We start from the raw sequence: 18,774 nt of genomic DNA, 5'->3' as shown, positions 1-18,774 counted from the left end.
TGACCCGCGTCGACCGAGCGCTTCGGCGCTCCCATAAAAAATCCGATTCCGTCAGGGTGCGTGATGCGCACCCTCTCCCCCGGAGTGCGTCATGAATTTCTCGCAATTCTTCATTCAGCGGCCGATCTTCGCCGCGGTACTGTCGATGATCATCCTCATCGGCGGCGCCATCTCGCTGTTCCAGCTGCCCATCAGCGAATACCCCGAAGTGGTTCCGCCCACCGTCGTGGTGCGGGCCAACTTCCCCGGAGCCAACCCCAAGGTGATCGGTGAAACCGTCGCCTCGCCGCTCGAACAGGCCATCACCGGCGTCGAGGGCATGCTCTACATGTCGTCCCAGGCGACCGCTGACGGCAAACTGACCCTGACCATCACCTTCGCCCTGGGCACCGATCTGGACAACGCCCAGGTACAGGTGCAGAACCGCGTGACCCGCACCATGCCGACCCTGCCCACCGAGGTGCAGCGGCTCGGCGTGACGGTGGACAAGGCCTCGCCGGACCTCACCATGGTGGTGCACCTGACCTCACCGGATGAGCGTTACGACATGCTCTATCTGTCCAACTATGCCGCGCTCAACGTCAAGGACGAGCTGGCGCGCCTGGACGGCATCGGCGATGTGCAACTGTTCGGCATGGGCGACTACTCCCTGCGCGTCTGGCTGGATCCGAACAAGGTCGCTTCGCGCAACCTCACCGCAAGCGACGTGGTCAATGCGATTCGCGAACAGAACCGCCAGGTAGCGGCCGGCTCGCTGGGCGCGCCACCCGCACCGGGTGCGACCGACTTCCAGCTGTCGATCAATACCCAAGGCCGCCTCGTCAGCGAGGAGGAATTCGAAAACATCATCATCCGTGCCGGCGAAGACGGCTCGATCACCCGCCTGCGCGACATCGCCCGCGTCGAGCTGGGGTCCAGCCAGTACGCCCTACGTTCGCTGCTGAATAACCAGCCGGCCGTGGCCATCCCGGTGTTCCAGCGCCCCGGCTCCAATGCCATCGCGATCTCCGATGCGGTGCGTGCGCGCATGGCCGAACTGAAGAAGGATTTCCCCGAAGGCGTGGATTACGAGATCGTCTACGACCCGACCATCTTCGTACGCGGCTCCATCGAGGCAGTGGTACACACCTTGCTCGAAGCCCTGGTGCTGGTGGTGCTGGTGGTGATCCTGTTCCTGCAGACCTGGCGCGCCTCGATCATCCCGCTGGCGGCCGTGCCGGTGTCGCTGATCGGCACCTTCGCCGTGATGCACATGCTCGGTTTCTCGCTCAATGCGCTGTCGTTGTTCGGGCTGGTGCTGGCGATCGGTATCGTGGTGGACGACGCCATCGTCGTGGTGGAGAACGTCGAGCGCAACATCGGCCTCGGCAAGACACCGGTCGAAGCGACCAAACAGGCCATGAAGGAAGTCACCGGGCCGATCATCGCCACGGCGCTGGTGCTCTGTGCGGTGTTCGTCCCCACCGCGTTCATTTCCGGCCTGACCGGCCAGTTCTACCAACAGTTCGCCCTGACCATCGCCATTTCCACGGTGATCTCGGCGTTCAACTCGCTGACCCTGTCGCCAGCGCTGGCCGCAGTCCTGCTCAAGGCCCACGACGCGCCCAAGGACGGCTTTTCCCGCCTGCTCGACAAACTGTTCGGCGGCTGGCTGTTCGGTCCGTTCAACCGCGTGTTCGAGCGGGCCAGTCACGGCTACGTCGGGGCGGTCCGCCGCATCCTGCGGGGTAGCGGCATTGCGCTGGTGGTCTACGTCGGACTGGTCGCCCTCGGTTACATGGGCTTTGCCAACACGCCGACCGGCTTCGTGCCACCGCAGGACAAGCAGTACCTGGTTGCCTTTGCCCAGCTGCCCGACGCCGCCACCCTCGATCGTACCGAGGACGTGATCAAACAGATGTCGGAAATCGCCGGCAAGCACCCTGGCGTGGCGAATACCGTCGCCTTCCCGGGCTTGTCGATCAATGGCTTCACCAACAGCCCCAACAGCGGCATCGTCTTCGTTACGCTGAAGGACTTCGACGAGCGCCAAGACGCGAACATGTCGGCTGGGGCCATCGCCGGTGACCTGAACGGCCAGTTTGCGAGCATCCAGGAGGCTTACCTCGCGATCTTCCCACCGCCTCCCGTGCAGGGGCTTGGCACCATCGGCGGCTTCCGCGTGCAGGTGCAGGATCGCGGCAACCTCGGTTACGAGGAGCTCTACAAACAGGTGCAGAACGTGCTCGCCAAGAGCGCCGACTATCCCGAGCTGGCCGGCCTGTTCACCAGCTATCAGGTCAACGTGCCGCAGGTGGACGCCGACATCGACCGCGAGAAAGCCAAGACCCACGGCGTGGCGATCGACGAGATCTTCGACACCATGCAGGTCTACCTCGGCTCGCTGTACGCCAACGACTTCAACCGCTTCGGCCGTACCTATCAGGTCAACGTCCAGGCCGATCAGAAGTTCCGTCTGGCGCCGGAGCAGATCGGCCAGCTGAAAGTGCGCAACAACCGGGGCGAGATGGTGCCGCTGTCGACCTTCGTCAAAGTCACTGACAGCGCAGGCCCCGACCGAGTGATGCATTACAACGGCTTCCTCACCGCTGAAATCAACGGCGCGGCCGCCCCCGGCTACAGCTCCGGTCAGGCGGAAGCGGCGATGGAGCGCCTGTTGAAGGCCGAGCTGCCCAACGGCATGAGCTACGAATGGACCGAACTGACCTACCAGCAGATCCTGGCTGGTAACACGGCTGTGTTCGTCTTCCCGCTCTGCGTATTGCTGGCCTTCCTGGTGCTGGCTGCGCAGTACGAGAGCTGGAGCCTGCCGTTGGCGGTGATCCTGATCGTGCCCATGACGCTGCTCTCGGCGATCACCGGGGTGATCCTGTCCGGTGGCGACAACAACGTCTTTACCCAGATCGGCCTGATCGTGCTGGTCGGCCTGGCGTGCAAGAACGCGATTCTGATCGTCGAATTCGCCAAGGACAAACAGGAGGAAGGCATGACTCGCCTGGCCGCCGTGCTGGAGGCCTGCCGGTTGCGGCTGCGGCCGATCCTGATGACCAGCTTCGCCTTCATCATGGGCGTGGTGCCGCTGGTGCTGTCGTCCGGCGCAGGCGCCGAGATGCGCCATGCCATGGGCGTCGCGGTATTCAGCGGGATGCTCGGCGTGACCTTCTTCGGCCTGCTGCTGACCCCGGTGTTCTACCTGGTGATTCGCGCCTTCGTCGAACGGCGTACGGAGAAAAAAGCGGCACTCAAGGAGGCCCATGCATGAAGGCTGTCATTACTGCTCCGTTGCTGCTTGCCGCGGTCATCGCCTTGAGCGCCTGCGCCGTCGGCCCGGATTACCGGACGCCGGAAACGGCGCCGGCCAAGATCGAGCGTGCCCAGGCAGCAAGTTTCGACCGCTCGCGCTTCGAGTCCGCCTGGTGGCGTCAGTTCGACGACCCGACCCTGGACGCACTGGTTGGCGAGGCGCTGGCGGAGAACCGTGAATTGCGCATCGCCTTTGCCCGGTTACGCGCGGCGCGATCGATCCGTGACGACGCCGCCAATGATCGTTTCCCGACGGTAACCGCCGGGGCCTCTGCCGAGTACGGCAAGGCGCAGCAGCCAGGCACCAGCGAGGAGCGCAGCAACATCGAGCGTTATGACCTGGGCCTGGACATGGCCTGGGAGCTGGATCTGTTCGGTCGTATCCAGCGCCGCATCGAAGCCAGCGAGGCGCAAAGCGAGGCCGCTGAAGCCGAGCTCTATCAGCTGCAGGTCAGCCTGATCGCCGAGCTGGTCGATGCCTATGGCCAGCTGCGTGGCGCTCAGCTGCGCGAGCGTATCGCCCGGGAGAACCTCGACAACCAGCGCGAGTCGCATGAATTGACCGAGCAACTGCGCGACGCCGGCATGGGCAATGAGCTGGATGTACTGCGCGCCGATGCCCGGCTGGCCTCCACGGAAGCGAGCCTGCCGCAGCTGCAAGCGACCCAGACGCGTGCGCGCAATCGTATCGCCACCCTCCTCGGCCAACGTCCGGATCAACTCAGTGTCGATCTGTCGCCTCGTGAGCTGCCGGCGATTGCCAAGGCATTGCCGATCGGCGATCCCGGCGAACTGCTGCGCCGCCGGCCGGACATTCTCGCCGCCGAACGCCAGCTGGCGGCCGCTACCGCCAATGTCGGCGTGGTGACGGCTGATCTGTTCCCACGGGTGAGTCTGTCAGGCTTCCTCGGCTTCATCGCCGGCCGTGGCTCGCAGATTGGATCGAGCGCAGCGCAGGCCTGGGGCGTGGCACCGAGCATCAGCTGGGCGGCGTTCGACATGGGTAGCGTCAGAGCCCGACTGCGCGGTGCCGAAGCGGATGCCGAAGGCGCCTTGGCGAATTACGAGCAGCAGGTTCTGCTCGCGTTGGAGGAATCGGAAAACGCCTTCAGTGATTACGCCCGAGCCCAGGAGCGCCTGCTGTCACTGGTGCGTCAGTCCAATGCCAGTCGCGCCGCCGCGCAACAGGCGCAGATCCGCTATCGCGAAGGGACCGTCGACTTCCTGGTGCTGCTCGATGCCGAACGCGAGCGTCTCGCCGCCGAGGATGCCCAGGCCGTGGCCGAGGTCGATCTCTACCGTGGGATCGTCTCCGTGTACAAGGCGCTGGGCGGCGGTTGGCAACTGGCCAGCCGCTGAGCCTGGCGTACGGCGTTGCCGCACCGCGCGGCGACGCCCTCGGCGGGTAAAGTGTGATCCGTGCCCGTTCTTGTTCACCTGATCATGAATTTTGCGAGACAGCGCTTTAGGTGGTTCGGCTAATTTGGCATAACGTCCCGTTGCAGCTCTAATCCGGTCCGTAGCCGGGCCAAATGCCAACCAACCACAATAAAGAGCCTCTCAATGTTCAAGCCGATCATCACCCTTGTCGGTCTGCTGCTGGCACTGACGGCCACTGCCGTCGAGGCCGAGCCGATCGTCATCAAGTTCTCTCACGTCGTCGCCGAAGACACGCCCAAGGGCAAGGGTGCCCTGCTGTTCAAGCGCCTGGTGGAAGAGCGTCTACCCGGTCAGGTCACCGTTGAGGTTTATCCCAACTCGACCCTGTTCGGCGACAACAACGAACTTGACGCGCTGAGCAACAACGAAGTGCAACTGCTGGCACCTTCGCTGGCCAAGTTCGAGAAGTACACCAAGCAGGTGCAGGTCTTCGATCTGCCGTTCCTGTTCGACGACCTGGAAGCTGTCAATCGTTTTCAGAAGCGCGCCAAGGGCCGCCAACTGCTGCGTTCGATGGAGCAGGAAAACATCACCGGGCTGGCGTATTGGCACAACGGCATGAAGCAGCTGTCCGCCACCAAACCGCTACGCATGCCGAGCGATGCGGCTGGCCTGGCGTTCCGCATCCAGCCGTCCGGCGTGTTGGAGTCGCAATTCGCGCAGTTGGGCGCATCGACCAAGAAGATTCCTTTCGGCGAAGCCTTTGCGGCTCTGCAGAACGGCACGGTACAGGGTGCAGAAAACCCCTGGTCGAACATCTATAGCAAGAAGATGCACACCGTTCAGCCCTACATAACGGAAACCAATCACGGCGTACTCGACTACATGCTGGTCAGCAATACCCGCTTCTGGTTCGGTATTCCGCACCGCATTCGCACCGAGCTCGAGGGCATCATCGAGGAAGTCACCTACGAGGTGAACCGCGCCGCCGAGGAAGCCAACCAGGCCGACCGCGAGCGCATCCGCAAGGCGGGCACCTCGGAAATCATCGAACTCACCCCGGAACAGCGCGAAGCCTGGCGGGAAGCCATGCGACCGGTATGGAAAGAGTTCGAACCGGTAATTGGTGCCGATATCATCAAGGCGGCACAGACGGTGAATCGCAAGCAGCGTCACTGATCGAGCGCAGCAACAAAAAACCAGGCTCCGGCCTGGTTTTTTTGCTCGTGGTTATGGCGGGCCCGCGTCGGTTCCCAGCTGCTGGGCATCCCAACCGCCCCCCAAGGCCGCGATCAACTGCACGCTGGCCGTCAGCCGGTCGCCCAGTAGCGCCAGGTAGGTCCTCTCGTTGTTCAGTGCGGTGGTTTGCACCGTTGCCACGCTGAGGAAGTCGACCGTGCCGGCGCGATACTGGTTTTCGATCAGCCGCAGGGACTCTTGCGCCGCCTCCAGCGCTTCGCGCTGTACGACAGCCTCCTCGGCCAGTACCCGCAATTGCACCAGGTTGTCCTCGACCTCGCGGAAGCTGTCGAGCACCGTCTGCCGATAGCGGGCCACGGTCTGGTCATAGCTGGCCTCGGCCGCCTCCAGGTCGGCACGGCGCCCTCCGAAATCCAGCAGTGTCACGGCCAGTTGCGGGCCCAGCGACCAGAAGCGATTGGGCAGGCTGACCAGGTTGCCGAAACTGCTGTTGCGATAACCGCCGCTGGCGCTGAGGGTCAGGTCCGGGTACCAGGCCGCCTCGGCCACGCCGATCTGTGCGTTGGCCGCCATCACCTGGCGCTCGGCCGAGGCGATATCCGGACGGCGTTCCAGCAGCTGCGACGGCAACGCCACGGGCACCTCGGGCAGCCGGGGAATATCGCTACGCTCGGCGATGTTCAGTTGCGCAGGCGGCACGCCTATCAACACGGCAATGGCGTGCTCCATCTGCGCGCGCTGCCAGCGCAGGTCGATGGCCTGCGCCTGGGTGCTTTTCAGTTGCGCACGTGCCTGGCTGACATCCGATTTCGGCACGATGCCCGCCTGATACTGGTTATCCGTCAGGCGCAGCGAGCGCGCGTACGCCGCCACCGTCTGGTCGAGCAGCCGTTGTTGCTCATCCATCACACGCAGCTGCAGGTAGGTCTGCACCAGCTCGGACTGCAGGCTCAGGCGGACCGCTGCCAGGTCCGCTGCGCTGGCCTGCATGCTGGCGCGATTAGCTTCCAGGTTGCGCCGCAACCGGCCCCAGACATCGAGTTCCCAAGACGCATCGAGCCCCAGGCTATAACTCTCACTGATGCCACTGGCGCTGGTTCCGCCCTGCGCGGCCGAGCCGGTCGAACCGCCCTGCCCGGCACGGGTTGCCCCCGCGCTGGCCCCCACGGTGGGGAACAGCTGCGAGCGAGCCCCCCGAACCAGGGCGCGCGCCTGGCGATACTGAGCCTCGGCCGCTGCGAGGTTCTGGTTGGACAGGTTCAGCCGCCCGACCAGCGCATTCAGCTCGGCATCGCCATACAGCGTCCACCAGTCGCCGCGCTGCAACACATCGGCGGGTGCCGCCGTTTTCCAGCCTTCGGCCTGCTTGTATTCAACGGGAACGGCGAGGTCCGGGCGCCGATAATCGGGGCCGAGCGTACAGGCCCCCAGCGAAAACGCAGCGACAAGCAGGGCCAACGGGCGCAGTGGGTGTTTCAAGCACAACGAACTCATAGCGGATTTTCCAGTGCAGCGTCGGTACGCACACCACGCCAGCGGTTGAACCGATGGCGGGCACGGTCCAGGTACAGGTAGACCACAGGCGTGGTGTAAAGCGTCAGTATCTGGCTGAGCATCAAGCCGCCGATGATGGTCAGGCCCAGCGGCTGACGCATCTCGCTACCCTCGGCCCCACCTATCAATAGCGGCAGTGCACCGAGCATGGCGGCCATGGTGGTCATCAGGATGGGGCGAAAACGCAGCAGACAGGCCCGACGAATCGACTCGGCCGGGGATAGCCCATCGTTGCGTTCGAACTGCAGCGCAAGGTCGATCATCAGGATCGCGTTTTTCTTCACCACACCAATCAGCAGGAACAGCCCCAACAGGGAAATCAGGCTGAACTCCTCGCGCGTCAGGATAATGGCAAGCAGGGCGCCGACTCCGGCCGAGGGCAGCGTGGACAGGATCGTCAGCGGGTGGATGTAACTCTCGTAGAGCACACCGAGCACGATGTAGACCAACAGCAAAGCGCCCAGAATCATCAGGGGCTGGCTTTCCTGGGTGGACTTGAAGACATCGCCGGTGCCGCCCAAGCGCCCCTGGACCTCACTCGGCATGCCAATGGCGGCAACCGCCCGTTCGATCGCCCGCGTGGCCTGATCAAGGCTGACACCGGGCGCCAGATCGAAGTCGATGTTCTCGGCGGCGAACTGCCCGTCATGACTGACCCGGTCCTCTTCCAGGCTGCGTTCGTAGCGGGCGAAGGCGGACAGCGGTACGCGGCGACCGTCACTGGTGATCACCTGGATCTGCTCGAGCACCTCCGGATGCTGGGCGTAACGCGGGTCGATCTCCATCACCACCCGGTACTGGTTGAGCGACTCGTAGATGGTGGAGATCTGCCGCTGGCTGAAGGCATTGTTGAGCAGGGTGGTCACCGTGCTCATGTCGATACCCAGCCGTTTGGCCGCGTCGCGGTCGATCTTCAGGCTGATCTGTTGTGCGCCCTCGCCTTCATTGGCGTCGATGCTGGTGAGCTCCGGCAACGCCTGCAATGCTCGAGTAACTTGCGGCACCCAGGTGCGCAGGTCGTCCAGATCACTGGCCAGCAGGTTATAGGAGTACGCGGAACTGCTCTGGCGACCGCCGCCGAACTGCAGATCCTGATCGGCCATAAGGAACATCCGCCCGCCTGGCACCTTCGGCTGATTCTTGCGAATCCGCTCGATCACCTTCTGCGCGGAAATCTTGCGCTCAGCCAGCGGCTTGAGTCGCACAATCATGAAGGCGTTGTTGATCCCGCCCTGCCCGCCGACGAAGCCGGCCACGCTTTCAACACCCGGATCGGCCAGCAGCGCCTTGCGAAAAGCCTCCATCTTCGGCTGCATGACCTGAAACGAAAGGCCGTCGTCGCCGCGAATGAAACCGGTCAGCTGCCCGGTATCCTGCTGCGGAAGGAAGGTTTTGGGGACCTGGATATACAGAAAAACGTTGAGGCCCACGGTCGCTATCAACGTGAACAAGGTGATGCGGTGATGACGTAGCGCCCAGCCGAGGGACCGGTTGTAGTGCCGCAACAGCCACTGGTGAGCGTCGTGGCTCCAGCGATGGAGGCGACCGTCGTGCTCGGGCTGGTGCGGCTTGAGCCAGCGGGCGCAGAGCATCGGTGTCAGCGTCAGCGAGACCAGTAGCGAGACCAGGATGGCGGCAGCCAGCGTGATGGAAAACTCGCGGAACAGACGCTCGACGAGCCCGCCCATGAACAGGATCGAGACGAACACCACCACCAGCGAGAGGTTCATGGACAGCAAGGTAAAACCCACCTCGCGCGTCCCGACGTAGGCCGCCCGCATCGGCGGCATGCCGTCATCGATATGCCGGGCGATGTTTTCCAGCACCACGATGGCATCGTCCACCACCAGGCCGGCGGCCAGGATCAAGGCCATCAGCGACAGCACGTTGAGCGAAAAGCCGAACAGGTACATCACGGCGAAGGTGCCGACCAGCGAGACCGGCACCGCCAGGGCAGGAATCAGCGCGGTGCGGACTCGGCCGAGAAAGAGAAACACCAGGACGATGACCAGGCCCACCGCGATCAGCAAGGTCCGCTCGGCCTCGTGCAGCGTGGCGCGAATGACCGGCGAGCGGTCCATCGCCACCGCCATGTTGACGCTGCCGGGGACGATGGCCTGCAGGGCGGGCAGCTCGTTACGAATGCCCTCGATGGTTTCGATGATGTTGGCACCCGCCTGGCGGTTGATCACCAGCAACACGGCCCGATCGTTGTTGAAGAAGCCGTCGTTGTAGCGATCCTCGACCCCGTCGCGAACCTTCGCCACGTCGCCCAGACGCAATGCCGCACCGTCCTGATAACGGATGATCAGCGGCAGATAATCGGCTGCTTCGTGCAGCTGGTCGTTGGCCTGTACCTGCCAGTGGCGGTCCTCGTCTTCAACCATGCCTTTGGGACGGCGCACGTTGGCCGAGGCGATGGTCTGGCGGACTTCGTCGAGGGACACACCGTACTGCTCCAGCTGCTGCGGCTGCAGCTCTACACGCACTGCGGGCAGCGAACTGCCGCCGACCTGCACCTCGCCGACCCCCGGCACCTGGGAAAGCTTCTGCGCCAGAATGGTCGAGCCGATGTCGTAGAGCTGCCCCTTGTTCAACACCTCGGAGGTCAGCGACAGCACCATGATCGGCGCCTGGGCCGGATTGATCTTGCGATAGGTCGGCATGCTGCGCATACCGCTGGGCAGCAGGTTGCGCGAGGCATTGATCGCCGCTTGCACATCTCTGGCGGCGCCATTGATATCGCGCTCGAGATCGAACTGGATGATGATCCGCGTCGAGCCCTGACTGCTGCGGCTACTCATCTGGCTGACGCCGGCAATGCTGCCCAGCGAGCGCTCCAGGGGCGTCGCCACGCTGGAGGCCATGATCTCCGGGCTGGCTCCCGGCAAGCTGGCCTGTACGGTGATGACCGGAAAGTCCATGTTCGGCAGCGGCGATACCGGCAGCAATCCGAAGCTGACCCCACCCAGCAACAGGATCGCCAGGCTCAGCAGCATGGTCGCCACCGGACGGGCGATGAAGGGCGCGGAGAGGTTCATGGACGCGAACCGCAAGCGCGAAGCGGGAAGCCGGAAGCCAGACCGAAGCCCCGCTCTAGCCGATCACAGCCCGTAGGATGGGTGCAACCCATCACTCCGCGCTGATGGGTTGCACCCATCCTACGACTGGCCGCTGGCCGACGGTTGCCGGTCATACGCGCGCCTCCTGCCCGGCCGCATCCTTTCGGGCAAATCGATTGCCCAAGCGATCGAAGAACAGGTAGATCACCGGCGTGGTGAACAGCGTGAGCAGCTGGCTGAGCATCAGCCCACCGACCAGCACCAGTCCCAGCGGCTGACGCAGTTCGGCACCCGAGCCGGACGCCAGCATCAGCGGAACCGCACCGAACAGGGCCGCCAGTGTCGTCATCAAGATCGGACGGAAACGCAGCAAGGCCGCACGATAAATGGCGTCTCGTGGGCTCATGCCCTGTTGGCGCTCGGCCTCCAGCGCGAAGTCGATCATCATGATCGCGTTCTTCTTGACGATACCGATCAGCAGAATGATGCCGATGATGGCGATCAGGCCCAGGTCGTTACCGGTCAGCAGCAGCGCGAGCAAGGCGCCGACCGCGGCCGACGGCAGCGTCGACAGAATGGTGATCGGATGGATGTAGCTCTCGTAGAGCACGCCAAGCACGATGTACATGGTCACCACCGCCGCCAGGATCAGCAGCAAGGTGCTCGACAGCGATGCGCGGAATGCCTCGGCGGCGCCCTGGAAGCGGCTCTGGATGCCCGCCGGCAGGCCGATCTCGGCCTGAACGCCTTCGATCACCTCCACCGCCTCGCCCAGCGACACCCCCTCGGCCAGGTTGAATGACAGCGTTACCGCGGGGAACTGGCCGATGTGATTGATCAACAAGGGCGCGCTGCGTTGCTCCAGCGTGGCCAGGCTCGACAGCCGCACCGGGGTGCCGCCCTCGCTCTGTACGAACAGCTGCTCCAGTGCCTGCGGCCCGATTCGGTCGCCCGCCTCCGCCTCGAGTACCACGCGGTACTGGCTGGCCTGGGTAAAGATGGTCGAGATCTGGCGTTGGCCGTAGGCGTCGTACAGCGCATCGGTGATCGCTGATATGCCGATACCCAGCCGCGCCGCGGCGTCGCGATCGATGTCCAGGTATATCTGCAGGCCGTCGCTCTGCAGGTCGCTGGCGACGTCGGTCAGCTCGGGGCGTTCGCGCAGGGCCGCGACCAAACGTGGCGTCCACTCCTTCAGCAGCTCGCTATCCGGGGATTCGAGGCTGAACTGGAACTGGGTACGGCTGACCCGATCCTCGATCGACAGGTCCTGCACCGGCTGCAGGTACAGCTCGATGCCTGGCAGTTTCGCCAGCTCCGGGCGCAGCCGGTCGATGACCTGGCTGGCGGTGACGTCACGCTCGGCGTGAGGCTTGAGGTTGATCAACAGGCGGCCGCTGTTGAGGGTCACGTTGTCGCCATCGACACCGATATAGGATGACAGGCTGGCCACTGCCGGATCGGCGAGAATCACGCGGGACAATGACTGCTGCCGCTCGCTCATCGCTCGGAAGGAGATCGATTGCGGCGCCTCGCTGATGCCCTGGATCACGCCGGTGTCCTGCACCGGGAAGAAGCCTTTCGGCACGGCCAGGTACAGCACCACCGTCAGCCCAAGGGTCACCACCGCAACCAGCAAGGTCAGCGCCTGGTGCCCCAACACCCAGGTCAACCAGCGCGAATAACCGCTGATGAGTCGCTCCACCCAATCCGGCTGGGATTTCTCCACGCTGGCGGGCTTGAGCAGCTTGGCGCACATCATCGGCGTCAGCGTCAGCGACACCACCAAGGAGATGAGGATGGCGACCGCCAGGGTGATGGCGAACTCGCGGAACAGACGCCCCACCACGTCCTGCATGAAAAGCAGCGGAATCAGCACGGCGATCAGCGACAGCGTCAGCGAAATCAAGGTGAAGCCGATCTGCTTGGCCCCCTTGAGCGCGGCCTGCAGCGGCGTCTCGCCCTCCTCGACATGGCGAGCGATGTTCTCCAGCATCACGATGGCATCGTCGACCACGAAACCAGTGGCGATGGTCAACGCCATCAACGTCAGGTTGTTCAACGAAAACCCGGCCAGATGCATAACCGCGAAGGTGCCGATCAGCGACAAGGGCACCGCGATCGAGGGGATGATCGTCGCCGACAGGCGCTTGAGAAACACGAAGGTGACCATCACCACGAGGAAGGTGGCCAACAGCAGCTCGTGCTGCACATCGGTGATGGCGGCGCGGATGGTCTGTGTGCGATCGGTGAGCACCACCACGTCCAGACCGGTCGGCATGCTGGCGGTGACCTCGGGCAGCAGCGCCTTGATGCGCTCGACCACCTCGATCACATTGGCACCCGGTTGACGCTGGATATTCAGCAGCACGGCCTGGCTCTGATTGGCCCAGGCGGCCAGGCGCTCGTTCTCGGCACCGTCGATGATGTGGGCGACGTCCTTCAGGCGCAACGCCGCCCCGTTCTCATACGCCAAGATGAGATTGGCGTATTCCTCGGGCGTTTTCAGCTGATCGTTGGCGTCAAGCATCGACACGCGTGTCGGGCCATCGAAATTGCCTTTGGGCTGGTTGACGTTGGAGCTGGTCACCAAGGTCCGCACGTCGGCGAGCGACAAGCCGTAGGACGCGAGCGCTTGCGGATTGACTCGAATGCGCACCGCCGGTCGCTGACCACCGGCGATGCTGACCATGCCCACGCCGCTGATCTGCGCCAGTTTCTGTGCCATGCGTGTATCGACCAGGTCGTGCAGTTCCGGCAGCGCCAGGCTTTGCGAGGTGATTGCCAGCGTCATCACCGGGGTGTCCGCCGGGTTCACCTTGTTGTACACCGGCGGCGCTGGGAGGTCATTGGGCAGCAGATTGCTGCCGGCATTGATGGCCGCCTGGACCTCCTGCTCGGCCACGTCCAGCTCGACCTCGAGCGAGAACCGCAGGGTGATCACCGACGCGCCGCCGGAGCTGGTCGAGGACATCTGGGTCAGCCCGGGCATCTGCCCGAACTGGCGCTCCAGCGGCGCGGTCACGGCGCTGGTCATCACCTCCGGGCTGGCCCCGGGATACAGTGTCATCACCCGGATGGTCGGGTAATCCACCTGCGGCAACGCCGAAACCGGCAGCATGCGATAGGCGATCAGCCCGGCCAGCAGGATCGCAATCATCGTCAGGGTGGTCGCCACCGGCCGAAGAATGAACAGCCGCGAGATGTTCATCGCGCTGGACGCTCCTTCGCGCTCTGCGTATCGACCTTCGGATTCGCGGCCGCTTCCTCGGCGAGGGTTTGCCGATCCACCACTTCGACCTCGCTGCCGTCACGCAAGCGATCGGTGCCTTCCATGACGATCCGTTCGCCGACGCTCAGGCCCTTGGTGACGACCGTCTTGTCGCCATTGCTCGGCCCTACCTCGAGCACCCGCAGCTCGACCTTCGAGTCCTCGCCAACGACGTAGGCGTAGTTGCCGCGCGCGCCGAACTGCAACGCCGCAGACGGCATCAGAACGGCGTTGTCCAGGGTTTCCACACGCAGGCGGACGTTGACGAACTGGTTGGGGATCAGCAGCTCCGCCTCGTTATCGAAACGCGCCTTCATTTTCAGCGTGCCGGTGGTGGCGTCGATCAGGTTGTCGACGCTTTGCAGTACGCCTTCGCCGAGCAGCACGCGCTCGCCACGGTCCCAGGCCTGCACCGCCAGTTCGTCACCGCGACGAAAGCGCGAGATAACCGGCGGCAGCTCGCTTTCGGGCAGGGTGAAGCTGATCGCCATGGGCTGGGTCTGGGTAATGACAACCAACGGCGTGGTGTCGTTAGCGGCGACGAGGTTGCCTTGATCCAGCTGGCGCAGACCGACGCGGCCATCGATCGGCGCGCGAATCTGGGTGAATTGCAGGTTCAGCTTGGCCTCGTTGACCGCGGCCTGGTTCGCGGCGAGTGTGCCCTGGTACTGGTTGACCAACGCCTGCTGAGTATCGAGGGTCTGCTTGGCAATGCTGTCATCGGCGAACAGTCCCCGATAGCGCTTGAGATCCACCTGCGCGTTCTCCAGCAGGGCACGGTTCTGCTTGAGCGTCCCTTCGGCCTGTTGCAGCGCCACCTCATAGGGCCGCGGATCGATGACGGCCAGCAGATCGCCGGCTTTGACCCGCTGGCCTTCCTCGAAGCGCACCTCGACCAGCTCTCCGGCCACGCGGCTGCGCACGTTCACGGTGTTGAGTGGCGTCACCGTGCCCAGCGCCTTGGCATACACCTCGAACCGCCCCTGCTCGACTGCGGCGACGCGCACCGGCGTCGGGCCACCGAACGCACCGAAAGCCGCGTGTCCTCCTGGCTGTCGTTGTGGTTTGTCGGTAGCGGTTGGCCAGAGCCACCAGAGCAGCAGCAAGATCACGATGATCACACCGCCGATGATCAGCCAGCGCCACGGGGTGCCGGTGGAAGAAGTCTTTGCCTCGGACATGAACGGGGTTCGCCTGGAAATGAGCGTGAACCATAAGCAGTCGCACGCCCCTCGCAAAGGGGATTTACGGCATTTTTACGTATCCGGAGTTGTCGCAGGCCAAACCTAGCACTGAAGCGGCGATCGAGGTCCGAGGAACCATGCTTGAGCCTTTCAGTCTATGTATCGTTCTGCGGGCCGCTGACGACCGTGAGCCCCCGGAACTGCTCCGTCGAACCACCGTATTGTTCGATATGCCGCTATTGACCAGGCCACCCGATAATGGTCTGCACAGGATCAAGGAATGAACGCATCACTGGTTATTCTGGCGCTGACTGTCGCCAGCTTTCTCCTCGGTTTTCTACGCGACCTGTTCATCGCCAAGGCCTTCGGCCTCAGCTGGGAAGCGGACCTGATCTTCGTCGCACTGATCCTGCCGATGTTCTTCGAGAACTTCCTCGGCCTCGCCTTGCGCGATGCGATGATCCCGTACCTGCAAAAGCTGCGTAGCCAGTCCGAAGCCCTGTTCGAAGCGGTGAGCCGGTGGCTCTACTGGCGAGTAATGCTCATGGGAGCGGCCGTCAGTGCGGTGGCTATCCTCGGCAGCTATTGGATTCTCAACTTGCTGGCGCCTGGCTGGACCGATGCCCAGGTCGCCACCGGCCAGATCGTGTTCTGCGTCGGCGCGGCGCTCATTGCGGTCCAGGCCGTCCTGTATTGTCAGGGTGCACTGCTCAACATGGATGAGGTGTTCGTTCTACCGATGACGCGAACGGTGCTGCTCAACGCCGGCGCCATCATCGGCATCCTGTTGTTCCAGCCCACCGGCATGGTGATCTTCATCGGGATGTTGCTGCCCCAGCTGGCACTGATTCTGGTACAGCACCGACGCATCGCCTACCTGCGCACCGGCAAGTCCGTCGAGACGACCGGACACGCAGGCGGCTTCGGCCTCGCGTTCGCGCCAGTCCTGCTGGCCGCCGGCGCCCAGCAGGGTTGCATCCTGGCCGAGCGGATGTTCGCGTCCTTTCTCGACGAAGGCAGCATCACCATGCTGTCCTTCGCGTTTCGCATCGTCACCATTCCGCTCACCCTTTATGCCTTGTCCGTGCTGTCGGTGCTCTTTCCACGCTTCGTTTCCAGCTGGAGCGACAACGACCTCACCGAGCATGCCGCCGTGATCCGCAAAGGTCTGCTGGCCACCCTGCTGTTCCTGGTGCCAGCGGCTGTGGTGCTCTGCTCGTTCCCGCAGACGGTCGTATCGGTACTGCTGGAACGCGGTCAGTTCGGCGCGCCGCAGACTGACGCCACGGCAGCGCTGGTGGTCCTGTATGCGCTCGGGCTTCCGGCCATGGGACTGGCGCTGCTGTGGGGGCGCGCCCTGCTCGCGCAACATCAGTCGCGGTTGTTCCTGGTGGTCACCCTGGTCAGCTCCGCCTTCACCATCCTGCTCGATGCGCTGCTCTACGGACCTTACGGCGCGCAAGGGCTGGCCATGGCCTTCACCGGCGGCGCCATCCTGCAGGCGCTGTTCATGGGGCTGTATGTCTACCGCGCATCACCCCGTGGTCTGGCGCCGGGCGTACTGCTGCGCTGGATCACCACCGCCGCCGTGGTAGCCGCAGCACTGCACTGGCTGCCGACGCCGCACGGGCTGTTCCAGCTGTGCCTGTACATCCTGCTGGTACTCGGGGCCTTTGCGGCAGGTGTGTTGCTGCTCGGTGAGAGGGACCTGTTCAAACCCACCTACTGGTCGATGAAAAAGGCCTGACTGCTGGCCGTTGCACAAGCCAGACACGCGATCGCCGAGCCCGCCGTATCACGAGCAGGCCGGTTGAACCCGCACCACTGGCTTAGCCGGCGCCTGAAGATTGCGGTGGCAGCTGCGCTACTTCTACTCCGCCTGCTCGCCGCCCTGCCTCACAGGCGGCGCCGGGGTCTCGGGCGCAGGCCCGTTGGGTTTTCGGTCTGCGCGACCGGTGTTGCCGGGTTCGGGCTGGACGTCCGGGTTATCCGTGATGAAGTCGGGTGTGTGCGCAGGGTTCTGTTGCTGCCCCGGCACGGGTTGCTGATCGTGTGGCCGATCGAGCGGATCGATACTCATGACTCATCTCCGCAACATGTGAACGCTTGGGATTAGAGCTGTTCGAACCCGATTGGTGCGGACCACAGGTCGTCGGGGTACGCTGGGTATCGGGGTTTCAGCGTACCGCCTGGCATGCCGCCAGGATCAGCTAACAACCCACCGGGCGGCGTTGTCAGGCACAGACCGATCACCGCATCGATCTCCGCCTCCGGCCAACCAGGCAGCCCCCTTGGCGATTGCGAAGCGGCCGCAGCCTGCAAACGGATGACGGCTGTCGGCACGGCCCACATCGAGAACAACCGGCTCTGGTGCCGGCGACCCTCGAGCGCTTCCTGCACGGCATCTGAGTCAGGCCGCGGGACCCAGCGCCGGTACGCCCCTGTTGCCCTGGTCAGGCGTGGTTGAGATACCAGCGCCAGTCCTGCTCGCCCACCTCGCCCATGAACTGCCGGTACTCGGCCCACTTGATCGCCAGGAAGACGTCGAGAAATTCGGCGCCGAACGCCTCGCGCGCCCAGCTCGAGGCCTCCAGGTTGCGCAGCGCCGTCAGCCAGTCGGTAGCCAGGGTGTCCCGCACCTGCTCGTAGCCGTTGCCGACGGTGGCTGCGCCGGGGTCGATTTGCCCACGAATACCCAGGTGCACGCCGGCCAGCACCGCCGCGGCCGCCAGGTAGGGGTTGGCGTCGGCGCCGCAGATGCGATGCTCGATATGCCGGCTGGCCGCCGGCCCGCCCGGCACCCGGAAGGACACCGTGCGGTTGTTCACGCCCCAGCTGCGGGCCAGCGGCGCATAGCTGTTGGCCTGGAAACGGCGGAATGAATTGGCGTTGGGGCAGAAAATTCCCAGGGCATCGTCGAGCGTGGCCATCATGCCGCCGATGGCATGGCGCAACAGCGGTGTTCCGCAAGGGTCGTCCGAGGCCATCAGGTTGTTGCCCTCGGCATCGGCCAGACTGACATGCAGGTGCATGCCACTGCCGGCCTGGTCGCCGAAGGGCTTGGCCATGAAGCAGGCGCTCAGCCCGTGCTTGTTCGCCACGCCCTTGACCAGCCGCTTGTAGCGCACGCCCTCGTCAATGGCCTGAAGCGCGTCAAACCGATGCTCGAGCGTCAGTTCCAGCTGGCCCGGCGCATATTCGGAAATGGCCGTGCGCAGCGGCAGGCCCTGCACTTCGCAGGCCGCATAGAGGTCGTCGAGAAACGGCTGCAATTGCTCTAGCTCATAGACGCCGTAGACCTGCGGCGCGCTCGGCCGGACTCCGTTCCCCTGCCGGGCCGGCTGCGGGCGACCGTCGCTATCGCGCTCCCGATCGAGCAGGTAGAACTCCAGCTCCACCGCCATCACCGGGTGGTAGCCGTCGGCCTTCAACGCCTCGAGCGTGCGGACCAGCACATGCCGCGGATCGGCCACCGCCGCCGGCAGCCCACGGTCCGGGTGCATGCTTACCTGAACCTGACCGGTGGGCGCATTGCGCCAGGGTTGCAACGTCAGGCTACCGGGTAGCGGCTCAGTCCAGCAATCGGCGTCGGCGACCTCCCAGACCAGCCCGCTCTCCTCGACATCGGTGCCCTGCACCGTCAGCGCCAGAATCGAGCTGGGCAGCGGCCGCCCATGGTCGTAAATCGCCAGCAGTTCGTCGCGGTGCAGCAGCTTGCCGCGCGGGATGCCATTGGCGTCGATGAGAAACAGTTCGATGCAGCGCACCTCAGGGTGCGCGTCCAGAAAGGCTTGCGCCTCGTGTCGGTCGATAGGCATGA

The 18,774-nt window shown here is 64.2% G+C and carries 10 protein-coding genes; 4 read left to right on the top strand and 6 right to left on the bottom strand.

Going from position 1 to position 18,774, the window contains the following annotated elements:
- Positions 1-91 precede the first annotated feature (91 nt).
- The 3 genes from KVO92_RS01855 (at position 92) to KVO92_RS01845 (ending at position 5,862) form a co-directional block, all read left to right on the top strand.
- Positions 92-3,262, top strand: coding sequence for an efflux RND transporter permease subunit (locus KVO92_RS01855; protein WP_217473999.1), 3,171 nt, complete (start codon positions 92-94; stop codon positions 3,260-3,262).
- On the top strand, positions 3,259-4,662 hold the full coding sequence (locus KVO92_RS01850; protein ID WP_217473998.1) for an efflux transporter outer membrane subunit: 1,404 nt from the start codon (positions 3,259-3,261) through the stop codon (positions 4,660-4,662). The genes KVO92_RS01855 and KVO92_RS01850 overlap by 4 nt, the downstream gene beginning before the upstream one ends.
- Positions 4,663-4,866: 204 nt before the next feature.
- Positions 4,867-5,862, top strand: a complete 996-nt coding sequence (locus tag KVO92_RS01845; RefSeq protein ID WP_217473997.1) for a TRAP transporter substrate-binding protein — start codon at positions 4,867-4,869, stop codon at positions 5,860-5,862.
- A gap of 51 nt (positions 5,863-5,913) precedes the next feature.
- On the opposite strand, the gene KVO92_RS01840 is transcribed toward KVO92_RS01845, so the two are convergent.
- The 4 genes from KVO92_RS01840 to KVO92_RS01825 all read right to left on the bottom strand — a co-directional run bounded on the left by KVO92_RS01840 (position 5,914) and on the right by KVO92_RS01825 (position 14,951).
- Positions 5,914-7,377 carry an efflux transporter outer membrane subunit gene (locus KVO92_RS01840; protein WP_217473996.1) on the bottom strand — a complete coding sequence of 488 codons (1,464 nt, stop codon included), beginning with the start codon at positions 7,375-7,377 and terminating at the stop codon, positions 5,914-5,916.
- Positions 7,374-10,478 (bottom strand): efflux RND transporter permease subunit, encoded by a 3,105-nt coding sequence (locus KVO92_RS01835; protein ID WP_217473995.1) that lies wholly within the window; start codon positions 10,476-10,478, stop codon positions 7,374-7,376. The genes KVO92_RS01840 and KVO92_RS01835 overlap by 4 nt, the downstream gene beginning before the upstream one ends.
- Before the next feature lie 151 nt (positions 10,479-10,629).
- Positions 10,630-13,710 (bottom strand): MdtB/MuxB family multidrug efflux RND transporter permease subunit, encoded by a 3,081-nt coding sequence (locus KVO92_RS01830; RefSeq protein WP_217473994.1) that lies wholly within the window; start codon positions 13,708-13,710, stop codon positions 10,630-10,632.
- Positions 13,707-14,951, bottom strand: coding sequence for an MdtA/MuxA family multidrug efflux RND transporter periplasmic adaptor subunit (locus KVO92_RS01825; protein WP_217473993.1), 1,245 nt, complete (start codon positions 14,949-14,951; stop codon positions 13,707-13,709). Before KVO92_RS01825 ends, KVO92_RS01830 begins: the two co-directional genes overlap by 4 nt.
- Before the next feature lie 283 nt (positions 14,952-15,234).
- Here KVO92_RS01825 and KVO92_RS01820 point away from each other — a divergent pair, with 283 nt between their 5' ends.
- Entirely contained in the window at positions 15,235-16,701 is a 1,467-nt protein-coding gene (locus KVO92_RS01820) for a lipid II flippase MurJ (protein ID WP_217473992.1), read from the top strand.
- Positions 16,702-16,824: 123 nt separating this feature from the next.
- Here the strand turns inward: KVO92_RS01820 and KVO92_RS01815 are convergent, their stop codons facing one another.
- Both KVO92_RS01815 and KVO92_RS01810 read right to left on the bottom strand, forming a co-directional pair.
- Positions 16,825-17,034: a hypothetical protein gene (locus KVO92_RS01815; RefSeq protein ID WP_217473991.1), complete on the bottom strand. Its 210-nt coding sequence runs from the start codon at positions 17,032-17,034 to the stop codon at positions 16,825-16,827.
- A 373-nt stretch (positions 17,035-17,407) separates the two neighbouring features.
- Complete coding sequence (locus tag KVO92_RS01810; protein ID WP_217473990.1) at positions 17,408-18,772, bottom strand: glutamine synthetase family protein; 1,365 nt, start codon at positions 18,770-18,772, stop codon at positions 17,408-17,410.
- Positions 18,773-18,774 lie beyond the last annotated feature (2 nt).

The sequence above is a fragment of the Stutzerimonas stutzeri genome, from assembly GCF_019090095.1.
In the GTDB taxonomy this organism is placed as follows: domain Bacteria; phylum Pseudomonadota; class Gammaproteobacteria; order Pseudomonadales; family Pseudomonadaceae; genus Stutzerimonas; species Stutzerimonas stutzeri_AN.
The sequence above is the reverse complement of the archived record's forward strand: the minus strand, read 5'-3'. Positions and strand labels throughout refer to the sequence as shown.